Origin of the sequence: Kitasatospora purpeofusca, assembly GCF_000718025.1 — a bacterium.
Lineage (GTDB): Bacteria > Actinomycetota > Actinomycetes > Streptomycetales > Streptomycetaceae > Kitasatospora > Kitasatospora purpeofusca.
The window spans coordinates 234,668-255,608 of sequence record NZ_JODS01000002.1; the positions used below are offsets into that span (position 1 = coordinate 234,668).

18 protein-coding genes are annotated in these 20,941 nt (G+C 72.7%); 8 read left to right on the forward strand and 10 right to left on the reverse strand.

The genetic code is table 11. From position 1 onward, the window contains the following. Positions 1-18: 18 nt before the first annotated feature. From IF01_RS0104095 to IF01_RS0104105, 3 genes are all read right to left on the reverse strand, one after another. A complete protein-coding gene (locus IF01_RS0104095) occupies positions 19-507 on the reverse strand; it encodes an NUDIX domain-containing protein (protein WP_051754897.1) in 489 nt (162 codons plus the stop codon). Positions 508-701: 194 nt separating this feature from the next. Further along, positions 702-1,283: an HD domain-containing protein gene (locus IF01_RS0104100; RefSeq protein WP_030391857.1), complete on the reverse strand. Its 582-nt coding sequence runs from the start codon at positions 1,281-1,283 to the stop codon at positions 702-704. A 13-nt stretch (positions 1,284-1,296) separates the two neighbouring features. Beyond that, on the reverse strand, positions 1,297-2,418 hold the full coding sequence (locus IF01_RS0104105; protein ID WP_030391858.1) for a helix-turn-helix domain-containing protein: 1,122 nt from the start codon (positions 2,416-2,418) through the stop codon (positions 1,297-1,299). 366 nt (positions 2,419-2,784) lie between these two features. On the opposite strand from IF01_RS0104105, the gene IF01_RS43525 reads away from it, so the two are divergent. From IF01_RS43525 to IF01_RS0104125, 4 genes are all read left to right on the forward strand, one after another. Further along, the gene (locus tag IF01_RS43525) at positions 2,785-3,225 is read left to right on the forward strand and encodes an ATP-binding protein (RefSeq protein WP_157855156.1); all 441 of its coding nucleotides are present in this window, start codon (positions 2,785-2,787) and stop codon (positions 3,223-3,225) included. A gap of 58 nt (positions 3,226-3,283) precedes the next feature. Then, positions 3,284-3,499: a hypothetical protein gene (locus tag IF01_RS0104115; RefSeq protein ID WP_157855157.1), complete on the forward strand. Its 216-nt coding sequence runs from the start codon at positions 3,284-3,286 to the stop codon at positions 3,497-3,499. Between the two features lie 197 nt (positions 3,500-3,696). Next, positions 3,697-3,831, forward strand: a complete 135-nt coding sequence (locus IF01_RS50850; protein ID WP_279617249.1) for a hypothetical protein — start codon at positions 3,697-3,699, stop codon at positions 3,829-3,831. Next, positions 3,828-4,970, forward strand: a complete 1,143-nt coding sequence (locus tag IF01_RS0104125; protein WP_030391861.1) for a methyltransferase domain-containing protein — start codon at positions 3,828-3,830, stop codon at positions 4,968-4,970. The genes IF01_RS50850 and IF01_RS0104125 overlap by 4 nt, the downstream gene beginning before the upstream one ends. Before the next feature lie 56 nt (positions 4,971-5,026). On the opposite strand, the gene IF01_RS0104130 is transcribed toward IF01_RS0104125, so the two are convergent. Both IF01_RS0104130 and IF01_RS0104135 read right to left on the reverse strand, forming a co-directional pair. Further along, a complete protein-coding gene (locus tag IF01_RS0104130; protein WP_030391862.1) occupies positions 5,027-5,806 on the reverse strand; it encodes an enoyl-CoA hydratase in 780 nt (259 codons plus the stop codon). A gap of 146 nt (positions 5,807-5,952) precedes the next feature. Beyond that, positions 5,953-6,993, reverse strand: a complete 1,041-nt coding sequence (locus tag IF01_RS0104135; RefSeq protein ID WP_030391863.1) for an enoyl-CoA hydratase/isomerase family protein — start codon at positions 6,991-6,993, stop codon at positions 5,953-5,955. 128 nt (positions 6,994-7,121) lie between these two features. Between IF01_RS0104135 and IF01_RS0104140 the strand changes: the two genes are divergently transcribed. Genes IF01_RS0104140 through IF01_RS0104150 form a run of 3 tightly spaced genes read left to right on the forward strand, consistent with a single transcriptional unit; the run spans position 7,122 to position 13,146 of the window. Continuing rightward, positions 7,122-12,185: a caspase family protein gene (locus IF01_RS0104140; protein WP_244215417.1), complete on the forward strand. Its 5,064-nt coding sequence runs from the start codon at positions 7,122-7,124 to the stop codon at positions 12,183-12,185. Then, positions 12,182-12,547 (forward strand): hypothetical protein, encoded by a 366-nt coding sequence (locus IF01_RS0104145; protein ID WP_030391865.1) that lies wholly within the window; start codon positions 12,182-12,184, stop codon positions 12,545-12,547. The genes IF01_RS0104140 and IF01_RS0104145 overlap by 4 nt, the downstream gene beginning before the upstream one ends. Continuing rightward, positions 12,544-13,146, forward strand: coding sequence for a hypothetical protein (locus IF01_RS0104150; RefSeq protein WP_051754900.1), 603 nt, complete (start codon positions 12,544-12,546; stop codon positions 13,144-13,146). The genes IF01_RS0104145 and IF01_RS0104150 overlap by 4 nt, the downstream gene beginning before the upstream one ends. Before the next feature lie 99 nt (positions 13,147-13,245). Here IF01_RS0104150 and fahA read toward each other — a convergent pair whose 3' ends face one another. The 5 genes from fahA to IF01_RS0104175 form a co-directional block, all read right to left on the reverse strand. Further along, positions 13,246-14,469: a fumarylacetoacetase gene (gene fahA / locus IF01_RS0104155; protein WP_030391867.1), complete on the reverse strand. Its 1,224-nt coding sequence runs from the start codon at positions 14,467-14,469 to the stop codon at positions 13,246-13,248. Continuing rightward, positions 14,466-15,380, reverse strand: coding sequence for a hypothetical protein (locus IF01_RS0104160; RefSeq protein WP_051754901.1), 915 nt, complete (start codon positions 15,378-15,380; stop codon positions 14,466-14,468). The genes fahA and IF01_RS0104160 overlap by 4 nt, the downstream gene beginning before the upstream one ends. Beyond that, a complete protein-coding gene (locus IF01_RS0104165; protein ID WP_030391869.1) occupies positions 15,377-16,576 on the reverse strand; it encodes a homogentisate 1,2-dioxygenase in 1,200 nt (399 codons plus the stop codon). Before IF01_RS0104165 ends, IF01_RS0104160 begins: the two co-directional genes overlap by 4 nt. A gap of 100 nt (positions 16,577-16,676) precedes the next feature. Further along, positions 16,677-17,891 carry a 4-hydroxyphenylpyruvate dioxygenase gene (gene hppD, locus IF01_RS0104170; protein WP_030391870.1) on the reverse strand — a complete coding sequence of 405 codons (1,215 nt, stop codon included), beginning with the start codon at positions 17,889-17,891 and terminating at the stop codon, positions 16,677-16,679. A 217-nt stretch (positions 17,892-18,108) separates the two neighbouring features. Beyond that, positions 18,109-19,506, reverse strand: a complete 1,398-nt coding sequence (locus tag IF01_RS0104175; RefSeq protein WP_051754902.1) for a phosphoribosyltransferase family protein — start codon at positions 19,504-19,506, stop codon at positions 18,109-18,111. Between the two features lie 273 nt (positions 19,507-19,779). On the opposite strand from IF01_RS0104175, the gene IF01_RS0104180 reads away from it, so the two are divergent. After that, positions 19,780-20,892 (forward strand): 3-dehydroquinate synthase family protein, encoded by a 1,113-nt coding sequence (locus IF01_RS0104180; RefSeq protein ID WP_051754903.1) that lies wholly within the window; start codon positions 19,780-19,782, stop codon positions 20,890-20,892. Positions 20,893-20,941 lie beyond the last annotated feature (49 nt).

Consider the following 20,941-nt stretch of genomic DNA (forward strand, 5'->3'; position numbering starts at 1 on the left):
CTATGGCCTCAAGGACCACTACCTTCCCAGCAGGCGCCGGCCGTCGTGCACGCGGACGGCCGGCGCCAGGTCGCTTCGGAGCGCGTCCAGGACGCGCACGGCATACACCTCGGCCATCCGCTCGGATGCCTCCTCCGATGTGAGCCATGCGACGGCAGTCGACTCGGCGGAGAGCTGCTCGCTCCCGCTCTCCGGGACACAGCGGAAGACCAGGGCGACGACTCCGCGGCTCATGTTCTTGTAGACACCGGTAAGCCGTTCGACGCCGACCTTGATCCCGGTCTCCTCGAACACCTCGCGCCGCACACCGTCCTCGAAGCCTTCCGCCACCTCAAGGACTCCACCCGGCGGCTCCCAAGTCCCGTTGTCCGCCCGCCGGATCGCCAGCACCCGCCCGTCCTCCCGCACCACCACCCCGGCGACGGACACCGAGTGCAGTGGCGACGGCACCGCGACGTCCGCCTCACCTGCCACGGAGACGGACTGCTGCGCATGGCTGTCGTTCATTGTCCCGGCCGCCCTTCCGAAAAGGGCGGCCGGGAAACGATCAAGCTGCGGTCTGGGGCTCGCACTGCTCCCGTACCTCCGAGCGTTCCAACTCGCCGATCACCTCGCCGGATCCGGTCTACTCGCCAGATCAGTTTGTTGTCGCCGAGGAGCCGAACCGTCACGGTCGCGTGATCCTCGACTTGAGAGGCGAATCAGCTGGGCTTCTCCCCGAGGGCGTGGCGGAGCCAGTCGAGGGAGTCGGCTGTCAGAACGGCGTCGGCGAGATCCTTGGCGGTCTTCGTGGTCAGTCGCCCGTAGCTGTTGTCGATCCAGCGTTGGGCGTTCGCGTAGCCCTGGGCCAGGTACTCGACGCCCTGGATCAGGCACTCCAGCTTGTCGGCATCCCGGGCGCAGATCGCCTCGGGCGACTCCTTGCCCTCGTACTCGGCGATGAGGTCCCGCACCGTAGATGCGAGGGCTTCGGGCATGCCGACGATTTGGTCGGCCGTGACCGCCTTCGGGTCGGCGCTGGTCGCGTACTTCTTCCCGACGTAGTTGACGTCGCCGGTCCTCGTCTCGGCGACGTCGTGCCAGGTGGCGAGGAAGGCCGCCCGTGCGGGATCCGCCCCTTCGAGCCTCGCGATGATCGACGCGAGCAGCGAGGTCCGCCACGAGTGTTCGGCGACCGACTCGGGGTCGCGGACGCCGGCCATCCACCAGCCGGTGCGCTTGGTGTGCTTGAGCGTCCCGGCCTCGAACAGGAACCGCGCCACCGAGGACAGATCATCGGACACCCTCGGACTCCTCTCACGCCTCGGCGAGGCGAATCGCGTAGCGAATGCTTTCGAGTTCACGTCGCCCGCGCGTCGAGATCCCAGCGCTATCCAACATCATGGGGAGCCTGTCGCGCAGGACACTTGTCGTTACTCCCGGGCGCAGGAGATTCGGCCGTACCTGGAGCAGGGACCACACGGAGTGGATGTTCAGGTCAACGTATCCGTGGTCGATGGAGAGGCCGTCGGCCAAGTGTGCGAGCAGCTTGTGTCCGGACCACTGCGGCGGCGTCGAGTCCGCGATGAACGCGTCGGAGTGTTCAAGCGGAAGCTCTCCGATCCAATATGCCCAGTAGTTGAGGTTCGCGGCTGCACCGGCTTCATCGGCGAGGGCGGTGTCGATGAAGTGGGCGAGATGCTCTTGATCGCCATGGCGAGCAGAGACCATCGCGACCGAACGTAGGTTGAGCCAGTTGCTCAGCCAGTCGGTCGGCCTTTCCAACCGCTGCTGATGGGCGAGCCACGAACCCGTGTCTTCCTGGTCGTCGAGGCCCGCAAGATAGAGCGCTTGTCGGCGTAGTAGGAACTGCTCTCCGCCACGCGCTTCCTCCGCCGTACGCCGCATGTTGGCGAAGAAGCCGCCGCGTTCGGAGTGGGAGAGTTCCGGCCCACCAGGTGCGGGTCCCCGGCGCGGCCGGACAGGTTCCGGAAGTTCGCGAATGCGGCGGGGAGGCTGGCCACTGAGTGGCCACGCCAAGATCTCGATGAGATCGCGCTGCATCACCATCGACCCGAGTGCACTAGCAGTTACCGACATCTCGCTCCCAAGTGAACCGGCGAGGAGCACGTCGGCCTCAAGTGCACGCTCAAAGGTGTGTAGGAGCGAGGGGGTGGCGCCGAGTTGCACGAGACGATGACGGGTCGCGAGCATCTGGCCCACCGGGACGGCGGTGAGTGGCCGCCGACCGCTCTCCCATCCCGCGATCGTGTCCGCTGAGACTTGAAGTCGTTCCGCGAATCCCTCCTGCGTACAGCCCTGTTGCTCCCGGATCAGCCGGAGAACGTATCCGGAGACGACGCCCGATCGAGGGCGACATGAGTTTCCCCGACCCGCAGTCAGGGATTGGATCGGCTTGGATCTCACTGGAGCCCCCACCTTCGGGAGTTCGCGCCGGTGTAACTCGTACTCACGGTCACTGCACGTGCTGATCTCGAACTTCTACTGTCGTAGTCGTCCAGGTCGAGGCTATCCGGAGGGTCCTCCGCCGTGCCTCATGCTTCCCCGAACGGGTGACGAAAGAGATCTCGTTCGTTCCACCCGGAGGTGGCTGTGATGGGACCGAATCCCACTCATCGTGTAAGCGCGGCGGCACATGAGCACTTGGCCGGTGTCAGTGCTGCCCGGTCCGTGCGTGCCGCCGCGTCGGTCCAAGCAGGCCGAGAGCGGATGGTGGCAGCGACCGCCGAAGCGGGGTTGCGTCAGTGCCCTTGGGTCCCGGTCGGTGCGCGGCGGGCCAGATGGGTGATCGACCAAGAGGTGGGCGAGGTACCAGTGCTCCGCGCCAACGCCCTCAGCGTCCTCCAGTCATGGGGAGTCGCCAGGGACGGCGATCAGGCGTTCGCGGCAATCCTGATCCTCACAGAGTTGGTGACCAATGCAGGCCGCCACGGCCATCCCGATCTTGGGTTGATCGATGTCGATATGTGGATCGACGGCGAGCGGATCACCGTCGTGGTCACCGATGGGGGCGCTGGGGCGCTGCGGCCGCGAAGGGCCAGCTCCGACGACGAGTCAGGGCGAGGCCTCGAGTTGGTCAGTGCCTACGCGGAGGCGACCGGCTGCGAGTCCTGGTTCGGCGGCAAAAAGGTGTGGGCCGTGATCTGCTCGCGCCCAGCTCCCGGCGAGAAGGTTCAATTCCTCGTCGCTCCGGAGGGAGGCGAGGCTCGGAATCGTCTCCGTTGATCGATCAGGAGGTAGTGAGCATCCCGATTCCCCGCATCTCAGACAGATGAGAGAGCCTGTGATCGAGAAGTCCGACGGCGGCTTGCCCGCACAGGCCGATGAGATCGCCTGTGAGAGCTCTTTGCCCGTCTCGCAGTCTTCGCTGAATGACGGTTCCGTGGACAACGAGCTGCTCCTCGATCCCGTCCGGACCTGGGCCGCTTGCGGGGTTTCGGTCGCAGCGGCTTTTTATGTCGTCGTCGCAGCGGTGGCGTTGATCAACTGTTCCCGCTGAACGCTGCCTGTGCCGCCGGATCGGCGGCACAGGCAGCGAATCAAGACCGGCACTTCCGCAAGTCGAAAGGAGTTTCGCCATGTTCACCACGGACCCGAAGCCGCCCCGGCCCAAGCCCGCGAACCCGCCCACACCTCGGCCGCCGGACCGGTAGCCGTCACCCAATCCGCAACCGTCCCAACTCGCAAGGAGCACCCATGGCCTGGGGAACCGACAAGGACAGCGACGGCAAGCACGGGGGCAAGAAGGACCCCGGTACCGCCAAGCCGTCGCCCGACGGCTCGGGGCCGATGCCCGAGCCCAAGCACCGGAAGGACGACGACAAGAAGTGACGGACTCCGTGCATCGACCGGAGCAGGCCGCCGTGCGCGGCCTGCTCCGGGCCGTCGGCGAAGCGCTCGGCGGTCCGGTCCCCCCTGAGTGGCGGGAGGCGATCGAGGCGGTGCCGCGCCATCGTTTCCTCCCCGACCGGGTCTGGCTGGCGGACGGCGACGGCGGCTATGAGCCGTGCGGCCTCGGCGGCGACGACCGGCGCTGGTTCGAGGCGGCCTACGCCGACGTGCCGATCGTCACCCAGGTCAACGACGGTCGGGAGTCGGCCGATCCCTGGCCCTCGTCCTCCGCCTCGGCGCCCTCGATCGTCGTGCGGATGCTTCGGGACCTCGACGTCCGGCCGGGCATGCGGGTGCTGGAGATCGGCACCGGCACCGGCTGGAACGCGGCGCTGCTCGCGTACCGGCTCGGGCCCGGGAGCGTCGTCTCGGTGGAGATCGACGCGGAGGTCGCCCGGCAGGCGTGGGCGTCCCTGAACGCGGCCGGCCTCGGCGTGGAGGTGGTCCACGGCAACGGCGCCGACGGCTGGAGCCGCCGGGCGCCCTACGACCGGATCCTTTCGACCTGCTCCGTCCGCCGGGTGCCCTGGGAATGGATCGAGCAGACCGAGCTCGGCGGCATCCTCCTCACGCCGTGGGACAGCCCGATGATCTGTTGGGGGCTGCTGAAGCTCACCGTCGAAGAGGACGGGGCAGAGGGCCGGTTCAGCCCCCACTCGGCGTTCATGCTGATGCGCACCCAGCGCCAGGACCTGCGGATCTTCCGTGACGTCGTACGCGACGACCACGTACCCGAGGAGAGCCGGACGTTCTTCGATCCCCAGCACGTCATCGGGGACCAGTGGGAGGCCCGCTTCGCCCTCGGCCTCCGCCTCGGCGATGTGTGGACCGCATGGGAGGAGGACGCCGCCCGGCTCTGGGTGGCAACGACCGACGCCCGTTCCTGGGCCGCCGTCGACCCCGAGGGACGGGTGCGGCAGTACGGCCCTCGTCGGCTCTGGAACGAGGTGGAGGCGGCCCACGGCTGGTGGGAGGAGCAGGGGAGGCCCGGCCCCGAGCGGTTCGGGTGGACGGTCCGGGCCGAGGGGCAGGGGCCCTGGCTCGACGAGCCCACCCGGCCCGTGCGGAGCTGGGATTGACCAGCAAACGGGCCCCTTCGCCCGGAGGACGAAGGGGCCCACACCGACCGGTCGCGTCAGCGGTGCTTGAACTCCGCCGGGCGCTTCTCGGCGAAGGCGGCCATGCCTTCCTTCTGGTCGGCGGTGGCGAAGGCGGCGTGGAAGAGGCGGCGTTCGAAGCGGACGCCCTCGGCGAGGGTGGTCTCGAAGGCGCGGTTGACCGACTCCTTCATCATGATCGAGGCCGGGGTGGACATCGCGGCGACCTTCTCGGCGGTGGCGAGCGCCTCCGCCAGCAGCTGGTCGGCGGGGACGATCCGGGAGACCAGGCCGGCCCGCTCGGCCTCCTCGGCGCCCATCATCCGGCCGGTCAGGCACAGCTCCATGGCCTTGGCCTTGCCGACGGCGCGGGTGAGGCGCTGCGAGCCGCCGATGCCCGGGATGACGCCGAGCTTGATCTCGGGCTGGCCGAACTTCGCGGTGTCCGCCGCGATGAGGATGTCGCAGAGCATCGCCAGCTCGCAGCCGCCGCCCAGGGCGAAGCCGGACACCGCCGCGACCACCGGCTTGCGCAGCGCGCCGAGGCGGTCCCACGGGCCGAGCCAGTCGTCCAGGTAGACGTCCGGGAACCGGTTGCCCTGCATCTCCTTGATGTCCGCGCCCGCCGCGAACGCCTTCTCCGAGCCGGTGATCACCAGACAGCCGATCTCCGGGTCACGGTCGAACGCGGTGGCGGCGGCCACGACCTCGTTCATCAGCGTGGTGTTGAGGGCGTTCAGCGCCTCCGGCCGGTTGAGCGTGATCAGCCCGACCCGGCCCTTGCGGTCCACCAGGATCGTCTCGTAGGTCTCGGTCATCGCCGTTGACTCCCTTTCCGCTGCTCGGCCCCGCTCGGGGCGCCCAGGACCGTCCAACGATCTCCGAAACGGGCCGCCTCGCGCCAGTCTCGATCCGCGAGACGGTCGTCACCCGGTCAGCAGGTCACCCGCCCGAACGGGACCGGTCAGCCGAGCCGCAGGTCGAGGTCACCGTCGGCCGGGGGCTCGAAGAACGCGGCCACCGCCCGCTCGTCGACCCCGGCGAGCGTCGCCGGCGACCAGCGCGGGTTCCGGTCCTTGTCGACCACCTGCGCCCGGATGCCCTCCACCAGGTCGTGATGGGCGACCGCGGCGCAGGAGACCCGGTACTCCTGCTCCAGGCTCTCCGCGAGCGAGCCGTGCGACCGGGCCCGGCGCAGCGCGCTCAGCGTGACCTTGAGCATCGTCGGCGACCGCTCGGCGAGCTCCTCGGCGGCCTGCTTGGCCTCCGGCACCCCGCTGGCCACCAGCCGGGCCACGATCTCCTCCACGCTGTCGGCCGCGTAGCAGGCGTCGATCCACGCGCGCTGCTCCGCGAGCGGCGCGGCCGGCGCCGCCTCCGCGTACCGGGCGACGACCTCCGCCACCGGTGAACCGTCGAGGTCCGCCAGCAGCTCCGGCAGCCTCGCCGAGGGCACGAAGTGGTCGGCGAACCCGCACAGCAGCGCGTCGCCGGGCGTCATCGAGGCGGCGCTCAGCCCCAGGTGGGTGCCCAGCTCGCCCGGCGCGCGGGACAGCAGCCGGCTCCCGCCGACGTCCGGCACCAGGCCGATCCGGGTCTCCGGCAGGGCCACCACCGAACGCTCGGTGACGATCCGCACCGAGCCGTGGGCGGAGACGCCGACGCCGCCGCCCATGGTGATGCCGTCCATCACGGCCACGTACGGCTTCGGGTAGCGGGAGATCAGCTCGTTCAGCCGGTACTCGTCGCGGAGGAACGCGCGCGTCCCGGACCCGCCGAGCTTGGCGTCGTCGTGGAACATCCGGATGTCGCCGCCCGCGCACAGGCCGCGCTCCCCGGCGCCGGTCAGCACCACGACCCGCACCGCGTCGTCCCCGGCCCACGCGTCCAGCGCGGCCCGCACGTCCAGCACCATGCCGTGCGTCAGCGAGTTGAGCGCCCGGGGCCGGTCGAGCACGATCCGCCCCACCCCGCCGTCCTGCCGGACCAGCACCTCGTCACCCATCGTCCCCACTCCCGTCCGTCGTCGCCGACCGATCCTCCGGACACCGTACTTGTTGTCGGTGACGGGGCCGGTCGGTGCGATCATGGGCGTCCGTCAGGGGCGGCGGTTGCGGAGAGCAAGGGGGCAGGGTGGGGGAGAGTACGGGCACCGTGACACGGACGGCGCTGCTGATCGGAGTGGGGGACGCCCCGGCGACGGCGCAGGTCCTGCCGTCACTGGAGTCGACGGTGGCCGCCGATCTGCGGGCGCTCAAGGCGGCACTGGAGGGCAGCGGTTACACCGGGGTGGAGGTCCTCCAGGACGGGAGCCGGAGCGAGATCGCCGAACGGATCACGGCGGCGTCCCGGCGGGCGGAACCGGGCGGGACCCTGCTGCTGTACTTCACGGGGCACGGGGTGCGGATCGGCGACACCGACCACCTGGTCCCCTCCGACGCCCGCGGCCCGCTGGAGGAGGACTCCGGCGAGGCCGACTGGGACCAGCCCTACATCCTGGACTCCCTGCTGGACGCGGACATCAGCCGCTACCTGCGGGACTGCCGGGCGGGCACGGTCCTCTGGATCATGGACGCCTGCCGCTCGCCGGAGGCCGAGGGCGGGGCGACCTTCGGCAGCCGCATCACCCAGGGACCGCCGGGGAGCGGCTTCGTCGTGATGACCGGCTGCGGGCCCGGGGAGCGCAGCGGCTTCACCCCGGACGGCAGCCTGTTCACCTCCGCGCTGGCCCGGGCCTTCGACCCGCTCAGCGAGTCGACGACGGTGGAGGAGGTGTTCGGGACGGCGTACGGGCTCACCCGGGAGTCGTCCCGGCGGGCCCAACTGCCGCAGATCTACTACGGCAACGACCGCGAGCAGGAGACCCGGACGGCGGTCGTGGCCGACGGACGGCGGCTGCTGGGGGCCTGGTCGGAGGCCGTGCGCGCACCGGAGCTGTGGGCGCTGGCGGCGGACGCCGAGGACGAGGAGGTCAAGGCGTTCCAGGAGAGCCTGACCGCGTTCGTGGAGAGCGTCGCCCGGCAGGTCGACCGGGCGCAGAAGCGGCTGCCCGACCCGTGGGCCGACGACGACTTCCCGGTCCGGCTGCTGCGCGACCGGCTGCCGCAGCTGGTCTCGAAGGAAGCGCGGCTGTCTGTACTGGAGGTGGCTGCGCTCGTCGCCGCCGTCTTCGCCCACGAGGCGGCCTGGGCCGGACGGCTCAGCCGGGCCGAGGAGCTCGACCCGCACTTCGTCCACCACGATCCTGCGGCTGACGAGCCGAGGCGCCACTACGAACTGGTCCTGGAGCAGTACCCCCAGGTCGCCGACAAGATCCGGCGGTACCACCGCTGGGAGGGCGTGGAGCCGGAGTCGGAGGCCACCGTCCTCTGGCTGGTCCACCGCTGGATCGCCGAGCGCTTCCAGACCGACGAGCAGGCGGTGCCGGCCGCCCTGGGCGACGAGGCCGCGGCCGCGCTGCTCGGGAACGGGCAGGAGAACGGAAGGGGTGGCCGGGCCGGGGAACTGGCGGGCGCCCTGCGCGCGATCGCCGCCGGACTGTCGCTCGGACACCTCTCCGACCAGGGCCGGGTGTCCTGCCCCGACCGGCACGTGGTGCGCGGAAAGGCCCGTTCGCTGCGCGTACAGCCGCTGACCGCCCTGGTGCGACTGGCGGGGCTGTTGGCCCTGGACGCCCGGACCCTGCCGGACGTGCTCTCCGAACACCTCGTGGTCTCCGACTCGGTGCTCCCGCGCGAGGTGCTGTCGGCGCTGGAGCACGCCCACTGGGACACCGGCGACCGGGACGGCCCGGTCCGGGAGCTGCAACTCGACGCCGTCTGCCCGCACCCGGCGATCCACGCGGCCCTCGCCGCCGTCGTCCAGGAGGCCGACGAACTCGTCCAGCTGCTGGCCATGGAGGAACGCCGCCTGCCCGCCGCCGAGGCCGTGCTGCTCGGCGGACTGCCGTCCCGGGTGACCGACAGTCGGCTGCGGCCGGCGGAGGACGCGGGCCGACGGGCCTACGACACGCCGCTGTTGCGCTTCTCGCTCGCCCAGACCGAGGTGCGGCGGCTGCTCATGGGTGAGCAGTTGTACGGCGGAAAGCACGAGGCCGCACTCCGCGAGCTGTACCAGAACTCGATGGACGCCTGCCGCTACCGGGCGATGCGTGAGCGCTACCTGGTCGCGGGTGGCCGGAGCGTCGGCAGCTGGAACGGCTCCATCCGGATCGTCACCGGCAAGGACGAGCGGGGCCGCTACGTCGAGTGCCTGGACAACGGCGTCGGCATGACCGCCGATCAGCTGAAGGGGACCTTCACCCGCGCGGGCCGCCGCTTCGAGCAGTCCGGCGAGTTCCGGCGCGAACAGGCGGCCTGGCTCCGGCAGGACAGCGCGCTGCGCCTCTACCCCAACAGCCGTTTCGGCATCGGCGTGTTCAGCTACTTCATGCTGGCCGACGAGATGACGATCACCACCCGCCCGGTGGGGACGGACGGGCGCCCCGCCGCCGAGGCGATGCGGGTGGACATAGCGGGCAGCGGCAGCCTGTTCCGGATCCGACAGGCCGACGCCGGGGCGGCGGCCGCGCTGGCGGACGGCGGCACGGCCGTCCGGCTGTACCTGAAGCCGGGGCTGATGGCCGGGGACGCGTGCGTCGAGGCACTGCGGTCGGTCGTGTTCGTGAGCGAGTTCCGGCTGGAGGTGCGGGGGGACTCCGGAGCGGCCCGGGTGTGGGAGCCGGGCGTGCTGGCTCCGGGAGGCAAGAAGCAGCAGATCGAGGCCGGGACCGCGGTCGAGGCCGTCCCGGGGACCCTGTGGTGGGTCCGGGGCAAGGGAGCGGTCCTGTGCGACGGGATCGCGGCGAACGTGTTCCCGTTCGGCTATGTGCTCAACCTGACCGGGGTGCATGCGGGGAAGCTGAGCGTCAACCGGGAGAGGTTGGAGCGCTACGACAAGACCTGGCAGGCGGAGCAGTGGCGTCTCGGCAACTCGGCGCTGGCGGGCTGGGAGGCTCTCACCGCCGAGTGGCTGTGGGCCCTGGAGGCCCAGGACCTGGTGGCGGCCCGGACGATCGCCGAGGAGTGGGCCGGTCGGGGTGTGCTGGTCGCGCGGAAGATCGGCGGGCCGATCGACCTGGACGCGATGGGTTGGTTCCCGACGGACAGCCAGGTGGCGTCGCCGCGGTCCAGGAACTCGCGGCAGCACATCGACCCGACCGTCGCTCCGTGGCGCGCCGCGGTCCACGGCACCCGGCTGTCCGTGGCCGACCTGGCGACCCCGTACTCCCTGGAGGGGTATCCGGTACCGGAACCCGGTTGGGCCGCGCTGGCGCAGGCGACCTCCCGCGACTGGCGCTATGTCGTCCAGGCGGCGCACGAGCAGGATCGATCCGTGGCCCACGTGCTCAGGGCTCTGCGCGGCCTGCGGATGGCGCACCCGCAGCTGGCCGGTCCCGCGGTCCGCGCGGGTGACCTGGCCCGGGTCCCGGACCACCGTGATCGAGCGATCGTCGACCTGCTGCTGTGGCCGGACGGTCACGACCGCCATCTGAGCTCCGAGACGGACGCGTACCGGCACGGGCCGCAGGACCACCGCGGCCTGGTCCGCGTCTCGGCGACGGGCCGGAGGAGCCTGGGCGAACTCGCCGAACGCCTCGCCGGGTACGCGCCGTTCCTCGAACGGCCGCTGCCCGACGCGCCCGCGACCGTTCGCGACCACGTGTGCGACGAGCGGGAGATCTCCGTCCTGTACGTCAGGGACGAGAAGGGGCGGATCGTTCGTCCGACGGCCGGGCCCTGGGAGCTGGTGGCGCACGCGGAGAGCACCGGCCTCGACGCGGAGGAGGCCCGGCGGATGCTGGCCCGCTTCGCCTGGCTCGGGTGGGCGGTCCCGTCGTGGGAGGAGACGGCCGCGTGGACCGCGCTCGACCCGGACGTCCGGGATGTCCTCTCGGCGCACCTGCTGGTCGACGCGGAGGGGCGCGCCGAGTTCCCCTGGGCGGCCACCATCGGCCTGGCCGCGCGGTGGGAGATCACCGTGCGGAAGGCCGAGAAGGTCATCGCCAAGATGGCTCCTGCGCTCGGTGTCGCCCACCGGCGGCGCTACACGACGGGCACGGTGGCCCGGGGCTTCGTGCCCGACCCGGAGACCGCCGACACCGCGCTCTGGCTGCAGGAGGACGGCATACGCCTGGAGGACGGGGTATCGCTCCGGGACCTCGCGTTCAGCCGCCGGTTCGCGATGTCCTGGGAGGAACGGGCCGTCGTCGTCGACGACCTGCGCGCCGCGGGCGTGGACATCCCCGACGCGGCGGCGCTGCTGGAGGCCTGGGACGAGCTGCCGGTGCCCAGCCGCTACGCCTTCTCCGGGATGGACTCGGGCTTCGACGCGGCGGACTACCCCGTGCTGCCCACCCCCGCCGTCCTCCTCACCGGGAGCGTGCACCTGCGGCAGACGCTGGGCTACCTCTGGGACCTCGCGGGCGAGGAGACCGGGCGGCTCGGACTGCCCGGGCTGGCGCCGCCGGAGCTCCCGGACCACCTGAGGGGCTTCCGGCCGGCCTGGGAGGAGCGACGGGCACTGGTGGACCAGGCCGACGACGAGGACTTCGACGAGTGGTTCGAGAGCCCGCGCTGGGCGCGCCTCGACGCCGTCCGGCTGATCCGCTACGCCCAGGAGAAGCGGCTCGGTGTCCGGGACGCGTTCCGGCTCCTGGAGAAGTTCAGGGCCATCGGCGCCCTGGTGCCGGATCTCTCCCCGGCCGAGGCCGCCCGGCTGCCCGAGGCCGCCCCGGACCCCTGGGACGTCGCCGCGCTGGACCCGTCCCACCGGGTCTCCCCGCCCGGCGCCCCGCTCGTCCCGCTCGATCTCCTCAGCATCGCCTGCCGCCTGGGCGAACCCCTCGACCGGGCCTGGCAGCGCATCTCGCCCTACGGCGTCCTGGAGGACTCGCCCAGCACGTTCCCGCACGTGCCCCCGGTCCAGCCGCGCTGGCAGGACCTCGCGATCCTCTCGGTGGGCCTGGACGGCATGCTCCCGGGTCTCACCGGCCCGGTGACGCCCGAGCGGCTGGCGTTCGCGGCCGAAGGCGTGGGCGAGACGCCCGCCTGGGTCCGCGACCGACTCGCGCTCTACGCGGGGCTGTTCAGCTTGGACCTGCCGCCCGAGCCGATCACGCCCACCACCGAACCCGACACCGAACAGGAACGGCCTTGAGCAGCACCCCGACGCCGCACGACCACCACCTGCCCTACGCCGAGGCCGACCTGGGCGAGGTCGACGGCGCCTCGTTCAGCCAGGCCGCCGCGCCGGACGGCCGCTCGGTCCGCGTCACCGGGACGTGCCCGCGCTGCCACGGCAGCACCGGGACGGAGTTCCGGCGCGGGAACCCCGGCACGGGGACGAAGGGCCTGTTCGACCGCCTCTCCGGGCGCTCGGGCGGCACGGCGCGGTCGGAGTCGGAGCCGGAGCCGCTGCACGGCGAGGTGCACTTCTGCGAGTGCGGCCACGGGCACCCGAGCATCCCCGCCGAGGTGCGCTTCGTCGGCTGCGGTGCCAGCTGGCGGATCGCCCCGTGAGCGCCCGCTCCGACCGGCGGTGGGCCGAACTCGCCCGGGACCTGGAGTTCACCCGCCTCCCGGAGCTGCGCCGGCAGGCCGAGGGCTGGCGCACCGGCCTCACCGGGCTGACCGCGCTGCTCGCCGTCCTGGTGCTGCTGAAGGGCCGGGACAGTCTCGACCAGCTCCCGGACTGGGCGGGCAACACGGCGACGGCGCTGCTCGCGCTGGCGTTCCTGCTCCTGGTGGCGGGTTCGCTGCTGGCGGTCCGGGCGGCGCACGGGGTGCCCGGTGAGGAGATCCTGCTCGGCGGGCAGGCGCTGCGGCGCTGGACGGAGCGGGAGGTGGGCCGGGTGACCCGGGCGCTGGCCCGGGCCTCGGGGTGCTGCGCGGTCGGACTGGTGCTGATCGTGGGCGCGCTGGGGCTGGCCTGGGCGACCACGGAGGCGGCGCCCTCGCACCTGGTCCGGGTGCGGACCGGCAGCACCGACCTGTGTGGGGAGTTGGTCCGGGCGGATCAGGCGCAGCTCGTGCTGCGGACCGGGCCGGACCGCGCGGAGCGGACCGTCCCGCAGGTCGACGTCGCAGGACTGGAAGCGGTCGGTTCCTGCCCGAAGTGAGAAGCGGGAACACCGGAGGGCGGCACCGGTGGTGACCGGTGCCGCCCTCCGTTCCAACGGTGGTGCCGCCGACGGGGCCCGGGTGGTGGCCCCGTCGGGTCAGGGGGTGACGCGCCCTGCCACCTCGCCGAAGCCGATGACGGTGCCGTCCGGGCCGGGGGCGGTCGCGGTGATGGTCACCTCGTCGCCGTCCTCCAGGAAGGTGCGGGTCGTGCCGTCCGGGAGCTTGAGCGGGTTCTCGCCGTTCCAGGTGAGCTCGATCAGGGCGCCGCGGGTCTCCGGCTCCGGGCCGCTGACGGTGCCGGAGGCGAAGAGGTCGCCGGTGCGCAGCGAGGCGCCGTTGACCGTCATGTGGGCGAGCTGCTGGGCAGCCGTCCAGTACATCGAGGCGAACGGCGGGCGGGAGACCTGGTGGCCGTTCAGCCGGACCTCCAGGGCGAGGTCCAGGCCCCAGGGCCGGTCGCCCGCGCGGTCGTCGAGGTAGGGGAGCAGCTCGACGTCGCGGGTCGGCGGGGTGACCCGGGCGTGCTCCAGGGCGGCCAGCGGCACGATCCACGGCGAGACGGAGGTGGCGAAGGACTTGCCGAGGAACGGGCCGAGCGGCACGTACTCCCAGGCCTGGATGTCGCGCGCGGACCAGTCGTTGACCAGGCAGACGCCGAAGACGTGCTCGTCGAAGCGGTCCAGGGTGACCGGCTCGCCCAGCACCGAGGGCGCGCCGACGACGAAGCCGACCTCGGCCTCGATGTCCAGCCGGCGGGTCGGCCCGAACGACGGGGCGGCGTCTGCGGGGGCCTTGCGCTGCCCCTGCGGGCGGCTCACCGGGGTGCCGGACACCACCACGGTGCCGGAGCGGCCGTGGTAGCCGATCGGCAGGTGCTTCCAGTTGGGCGTCAGCGGCTCCGACCCGGGGCGGAAGATCTTCCCCAGGTTGGTGGCGTGGTGCTCGGAGGCGTAGAAGTCGACGTAGTCGGCGACCTCGAACGGCAGGTGCAGCGTCACCTCGGCGAGCGGCAGCAGCAGCGGGGAGAGCGCGTCCCGGTGGGTCTCGTCGGTCAGCCAGCGGGTCAGCGAGGCGCGGACCGCGGTCCACACCGGGCGGCCGGCCGCCAGCAGCGGGTTGAGCGAGTCCGCGTCGAGCAGGACGGAGGGCTCCCCGGCGGCCCGGGCGGCGGCGCCCGCGTCGAGGACGAAGTCGCCGATCCGGACGCCGATCCGCCGCACGCCGGGCCGGTCGGCCGCGGTGAAGACGCCGTACGGCAGGTTGTGCACGCCGAACGGCGAGTCGTTCGCGGGGGCGAGCCAGCTGCGGGGGGTGGTCAACGGTCCTCCTGGGGCGTCAGGGCGGGCGACAGCAGGCCGAGGGCGGCCAGGTCGTCCAGGGGCTCGGCGATGCTACAGGTGCCGAAAGCGGTGAACGAGTTGCGGATCACCGTCACCTGACGGTCCGTCAGTGCTTGAACGGCCTCGGCGAGCACCGCGCCGGAGCGCTCGGCCAGGATCTCGGCCGCCGCCTTCGGGTCGGTCTCGGCCGCCGCCAGGAGCACGTTCAGGAAGCCGTGGTGCTCGAAGCCGGTCGCCGGGTCGGTGTGCCGGACGGCGTGGTGCAGCCCGGCGGTGCACTTGTACGGCAGGCCGCGCTGCGCGCACCCGGTGAGGAAGCCCGCGAGCTCGGCCTCGTCCGGGAAGGCGCCGGCGACCACGCCGCCGGTGCGGAACTTGGCCCGGTACGGGCTGTCGACGAGGACGTCCAGGACCTCCTCCAGCCCGTCGCCGCGCAGCAGTTCGCGCGGCAGCTCGACGGCGGCGGGCACGTCCGGCGGCAGCAGCAGGTCGAGTGCGGCGACGGCCTCGTGGGCGTCCCGGGTGGCGAGTTCGACGCCGGCCACCGTGAACGGGGCGGCGGCGGTGAGGGCCGGGCCGAGCTCGGAGCTGCCCCCCGGCAGCACCAGGCCGACCCGGAGCCGGGGGCCGGTACCGTCCGCCGCGGGCGCCGCAGTGCCCGTCAGCGCGTCCGCCGCGGCGGCCAACTCGCCCAGCCGGCCCGCCCCGCAGAGCAGCGGGCCGACGGCGTCGGCGTACGGGGCGGCGCGGTGCGCGAGGTGCGCGGGCACCGCCTCGGCGACGGGCAGGTTCCCGGGCGGGAACACCGCCGCGTCGTCGAACAGCCCCTGGAACAGCGGCGGGACGGCGGACGCCCCGGCGGCGGCCGGGGTGGCGGGGGCGCTGCTCACGACTGCGGCCCCCGACCGGCCCAGGTCCAGGCGTAGTTCGGGTCCTCGCTCGCCCGGCCGCCCTCGCCGAGCTCCAGCGGGCGGAAGGTGTCCACCATCACCGCGAGCTCGTCGAAGAACTCCGCGCCGATGGACCGCTCGTACGCGCCCGGCTGCGGGCCGTGGGTGTGGCCGCCGGGGTGCAGCGAGATCGAACCCTGGGCGATGCCCGAGCCCTTGCGGGCCGCGTAGTCGCCGCCGCAGTAGAACATCACCTCGTCGCTGTCCACATTGGAGTGGTAGTACGGCACCGGGATCGACAGCGGGTGGTAGTCCACCTTGCGGGGGACGAAGTTGCAGATCACGAACCCGTTGCCCTCGAACACCTGGTGGGCCGGCGGCGGCTGGTGGATCCGCCCGGTGATCGGCTCGTAGTCGCTGATGTTGAACGCGTACGGGTACAGGCAGCCGTCCCAGCCGACCACGTCGAACGGGTGGTGCGGCACGGTGTAGCGGGTGCCCGCGATGCCGTTCGGGCCGCGGTGCTTGACCAGCACGTCCACGTCCGTGCCGTCCACCAGCAGCGGACCGGACGGGGCGCGCAGGTCCCGCTCGCAGTACGGCGCGTGCTCCAGCAGCTGCCCGTACTTGGAGAGGAAGCGCTTGACCGGGGTGATGTGGCTGTTCGCCTCGATGCAGTAGGCGCGCAGCGGCTCCTCGCCGGTCGGCACCCAGCGGTGGGTGGTCGCCCGGGGGATGATCACGTAGTCGCCCTGGCCGACCTCCAGCGTGCCGAAGACCGTCTCCAGGGTGCCGGAGCCGGACTCCACGTACACGCACTCGTCGCCGAGCCCGTTGCGGTACAGCTCGCTCGGCGCCCCGGCGGCGACGTACGAGATCCGCACGTCGCCGTTGCCGAGGACGAGCCGGCGGCTGCTGACGACGTCCGCGGACTTCCACTCCTGGCCCGCGAACAGCTCGTGCAGCTTGAGGTGCCGGGGGAGCAGGGGGTGGTTGGCGACCGTCGACTGGTCGGGCAGCTCCCACGCGACCGCGTTCACCACGGCCGAGGGGATGCCCCGGTGGTAGAGCAGCGAGGAGTCCGAGGAGAACCCCTCCTCGCCCATCAACTCCTCGTAGTACAGCCCGCCTTCGGGCGTACGGTGCTGCGTGTGCCGCTTGGGCGGGATGCTGCCCAGCTGCCGGTAGTGCGCCATCGTCCCTGCTCCTCCCGGACCCTCCGGGGCCCAGACCTTCGTACGGCTCCAGCGGTGCCCTGTCGCCCTCGGGGGCGTCGCCCGTGGGGCGGGGCCGGCCTCAGAGGTTGCCGCGGGCGTCCTGCTCGCGCTCGATGGCCTCGAAGAGCGCCTTGAAGTTGCCCTTCCCGAAGCCCAGCGAACCATGCCGCTCGATGAACTCGTAGAAGACGGTCGGGCGGTCGCCGATGGGCTTGGTGAAGATCTGCAGCAGGTAGCCGTCCTCGTCGCGGTCGACCAGGATGCCGCGCTTCTTCAGCTCCTCGATCGGCACCCGGACGTGGCCGATCCGCTCGCGCAGCTCGGGGTCGTCGTAGTACGAGTCGGGGGTGTTGAGGAACTCGACGCCGCGGGCGCGCAGCACGTCGACGGTGGTGAGGATGTCGTTGGTGGCCAGCGCCATGTGCTGGCAGCCCGGGCCGGTGTAGAACTCCAGGTACTCGTCGATCTGCGACTTCTTCTTGGCGATGGCCGGCTCGTTGAGCGGGAACTTCACCCGGTGGTTGCCGCTGGCGACGACCTTGGACATCAGCGCGGAGTAGTCGGTGGCGATGTCGTCGCCCACGAACTCGGCCATGTTCACGAAGCCCATGACCTTGTTGTAGAACGTCACCCACTCGTCCATCTTGCCCAGCTCGACGTTGCCGACCGCGTGGTCCAGCGCCTGGAACAGGCGGCGCGGCGAGCCCTCGGGGTGCTTCACCCGGCTCTCGGCGGCGATGTAGCCCGGCAGGTAGGGGCCGGTGTAGCGGGAGCGGTCGACGAGGGTGTGCCGGGTCTCGCCGTAGGTGGCGATCGCGGCGCGGCGGACGGTGCCGTGCTCGTCGGAGACGTCGTTCGGCTCCTCCAGGATCGTGGCGCCCTGGGCGCGGGCGTGCGCGATGCACTTGTCCACGTCCGGCACCTCCATCGCCAGGTCGACGACGCCGTCGCCGTGGCGGCGGTGGTGGTCCAGCAGCGGGCTGTCCGGGGCGACACCGCCCTTGATCACGAAGCGGCAGGAGCCGGAGCGCAGCACGTAGGCCTTGCGGTCGCGGCGGCCGGTCTCGGGGCCGGAGTAGGCGACCAGCTCCATGCCGAAGACGACCTGGTAGAACTGGGCCGTCTGGGTGGCGTTGCCGACCACGAAGACGACGGCGTCCTGCGCGGTGACCGGGAACGGGTCGGTGGCGGGGTCGTGCTCGACGAGGCCGACGAGGCGGCGCAGCTGCTCGGCGTCGAGACCGGCCTCGCGCTCCTCGGGGGTCAGCTCAAGGGCGTGGGTCTGCGGGGTCATCGGTCGTTCCTCCACATTGAGGCCTCGGCGTTGAGGCATCCGCTGGTGGCGGCCGCGCCGCTGGGGGATGGGCAAGGCTGTGCGGGCGGTTGAGCGCTGAGCTTGCTCCAGTCGGGGTGGTTGGGCAACAGGTCGGGTTTTCACTGTTCAATGTGTACAAGGTGATCAGGAAATCGCTGACCGGGCTGTGCAGAATGCCTGGTGGATCAGCGGTGTTTCACGGGTTCTGCGTAACGGGCGTCGGCGGGTCGTCGGGGGTCTGCGGGCCCGCGCCGGAGTGCTCGCGGAACCGGTCGCGGAACCAGTCGCGGGCCAGCTCGGCGACCCGCTCCAGGGTGCCGGGCTCCTCGAAGAGATGGCCGGCGTGCGGGACCACCGCCAGTTCACTCTCGCAGCGCAGGTGCTCGCGCGCCCGCCGGTTCAGGTCGATCACCTCGTGGTCCCGGCCGCCGACGATCAGCAGGGTCGGCGCGGTGACGGCGGCCAGCGTCCGGGGCCCGGCCAGGTCCGGCCGCCCGCCCCGGGAGACCACGGCGGCCACCCCGTCGCCGAGCCGGGCCGCCGTCCACAGCGCGGCGGCGGCGCCGGTGCTCGCGCCGAACAGGCCGAGGGGGAGCGGGGCGCCCGCGGACGGTCCGGCCGCGGGGTCCCCGGGCAGTGCGCGGGCGACGTCGGTCAGCCGGGCGCCGAGCAGGGCGACGTCGAAGACGTTCCGCCGGTCCGGCTCCTCGTCCTCGGTGAGCAGGTCGAACAGGAAGGTGGCCAGCCCGGCGCGGTTCAGCTCCTCGGCCACCCGGCGGTTGCGCGGGCTGTGCCGGCCGCTGCCGCTGCCGTGCGCGAACACCACGGTGCCGCGGGCGCCGGCGGGGACGGTCAGCCGGCCGGTCAGCCGGACGCCGGCGGCGGGGAGGGTCAGCTCGCGGTCGGTGGCGACGGCGGCGGGGAGTCCGGCCCCGGTGCCGAGCCGGTCGCGGGCCTCGGCGAGCCGGCGCAGCACCTCGGCGTCCCCGGTCTGCGAGAAGTCGGCGTAGAACTCGCCGATCGCGAAGAACGGCGAGGGCGTGCCGACGCAGACCAGCTCGTCCGCGACGTCGCCGAGCCGTTCCGTCCAGTCCTCCGGCGCCACCGGCACGGCCAGCACCACCCGCCGGGCGCCGCGCGCCCGCACGATCAGACAGGCGGCCCGCGCGGTCGAACCGGTCGCCACGCCGTCGTCGACCACGACCACCGTCCGCCCGCGCAGGTCGACCGGCGGCCGGTCGCCCCGGTAGCGGCGGGCCCGGCGTTCCAGCTCCGCCCGTTCGCGCGCCTCCACGGCGGCCAGTTGCCCCGGGGTGACCCGCGCGGGCCGCAGCACCTGATCGTTCAGCACCCGCACCCCGTCCTCGCCGATCGCGCCCATCCCCAGCTCCGGCTGGTGGGGGAGGCCCAGCTTGCGGATGACGCAGATGTCCAGCGGTGCGCCGAGCGCGGCGGCCACCTCGGCGGCCACCGGCACCCCGCCGCGCGGCAGGGCGACCACAACGGTGCCGGGTCCGCGCAGGTGGGCGAGCCGGGCGGCCAGTCGGTGGCCGGCGTCGGTGCGGTCGGTGAAGTGGGTGCGGGTGGCGGGCATGGGTGCGGCCTCTCCGTTCCACGGTACGTCGCCGGGGCGGCCGGACGGGGGGCGCGGACGGGGCCGGCCCGGCCGGACAGGTGTGCGGTCCCGCGCCGGGTCGGGACGCGGATGGGGCCGTCCACCCGTGCATCCGGGACGGCGGGCGCCGCACCGTGGGAACAGCGACCCGGCGGACCGTCCCTCGCCCGCCGGGCCGTCCCTCCGCGCCCACCCGCGTCCCTCCGCGTCCGCCCCGCGACGTCCCCCCGTTCCGCTCGAAGGAGCCGACCCGTGAACCTCCCCCGAACCCAGCACAGCCCCGCCCCCCTGGGGTGTCCCCCCGCCCCGACCGCCCCGGCCGCCGCCCCCCGGGGCCCCGTCCGGCCGGGGCTCCGCTTCGTGCCCGGCCTGCTGGATCCGGGCAGCCCGGCGCTCGCCCAGGCCGGCGGTCCGCCCGGGCGTCGGCTCCTCGTGGTCGACGCCCGGGTGCACGAGCTGCACGGCCACCGGCTCCACCACTACCTGGACGCCCGGGGCGTGGACCACGAGACGCTGGTGCTGCCCGGCCACGAACAGGTGAAGACCATGGACGCGGTGTTCCAGGTCGCCGACCGGACGGCCTCCTTCGGGATCTCCCGCCGGGGCGCGCCGGTGCTGGCGGTCGGCGGCGGCGTGCTGGCCGAGGTGGTCGGGCTCGCCTGCACCCTCTACCGCCGTTCCACGCCGTTCGTGCGGGTCCCCACCACCCTGCACGGCCTGGTCGCGCACCGTCCCGGGGTCGAGACGCTGGTCGACCCGGCCTTCCTGGTCACCCTGGGGCGCCGCCACGTCGCCAGCGGTCTCGCCGAGGTCCTCAAGGTGGCGCTGATCGCGGACGCGGAGCTGTTCGCGTTGCTGGAGCGGCGCGGCCGGGACCTGCTCGACACCCGGTGCCAGGCCGCCGGCATCGGCGCCGCCGTGCTCGCGCGCGTCGTCCACGCAACGGCGTTCGACTGCGGCGCCGCTGACGGCAGGCACTACGGGCACATCTTCAGCCCGACGCTGGAGACGCGCGCGCTGCCGGAACTGCTGCACGGCGAGGCGGTCTGCGTCGACATGGCGCTGAGCACGGTGGTCGCCCGGCGGCGCGGCCTGGTCGACGCGGAGCAGGCCGAACGGATCCTCCGGCTGATGCGGCGGCTCGAACTGCCGGTCCGGCACCCGCTGCTGGAGTCGATCACGCTCGGCGGGGCGCTCGCCGACACCGTGCGGCGCCGCGACGGACGGCGGTGGCTGCCGCTGCCGTTCGGGATCGGCGCGGGGGTGCTCGTCGACGACCTGGACGGGCGCGAACTCGTCGGCGCGGCCGGGTGGTTGCGCGCCTGGTCGGCGGTGGCGGACGCGGCGCCGACGCTCGACGGCTGACAGCCTCCACCTCTCCGCCCCCCCGAACCGGCCGCCCCGCCCCAACGGC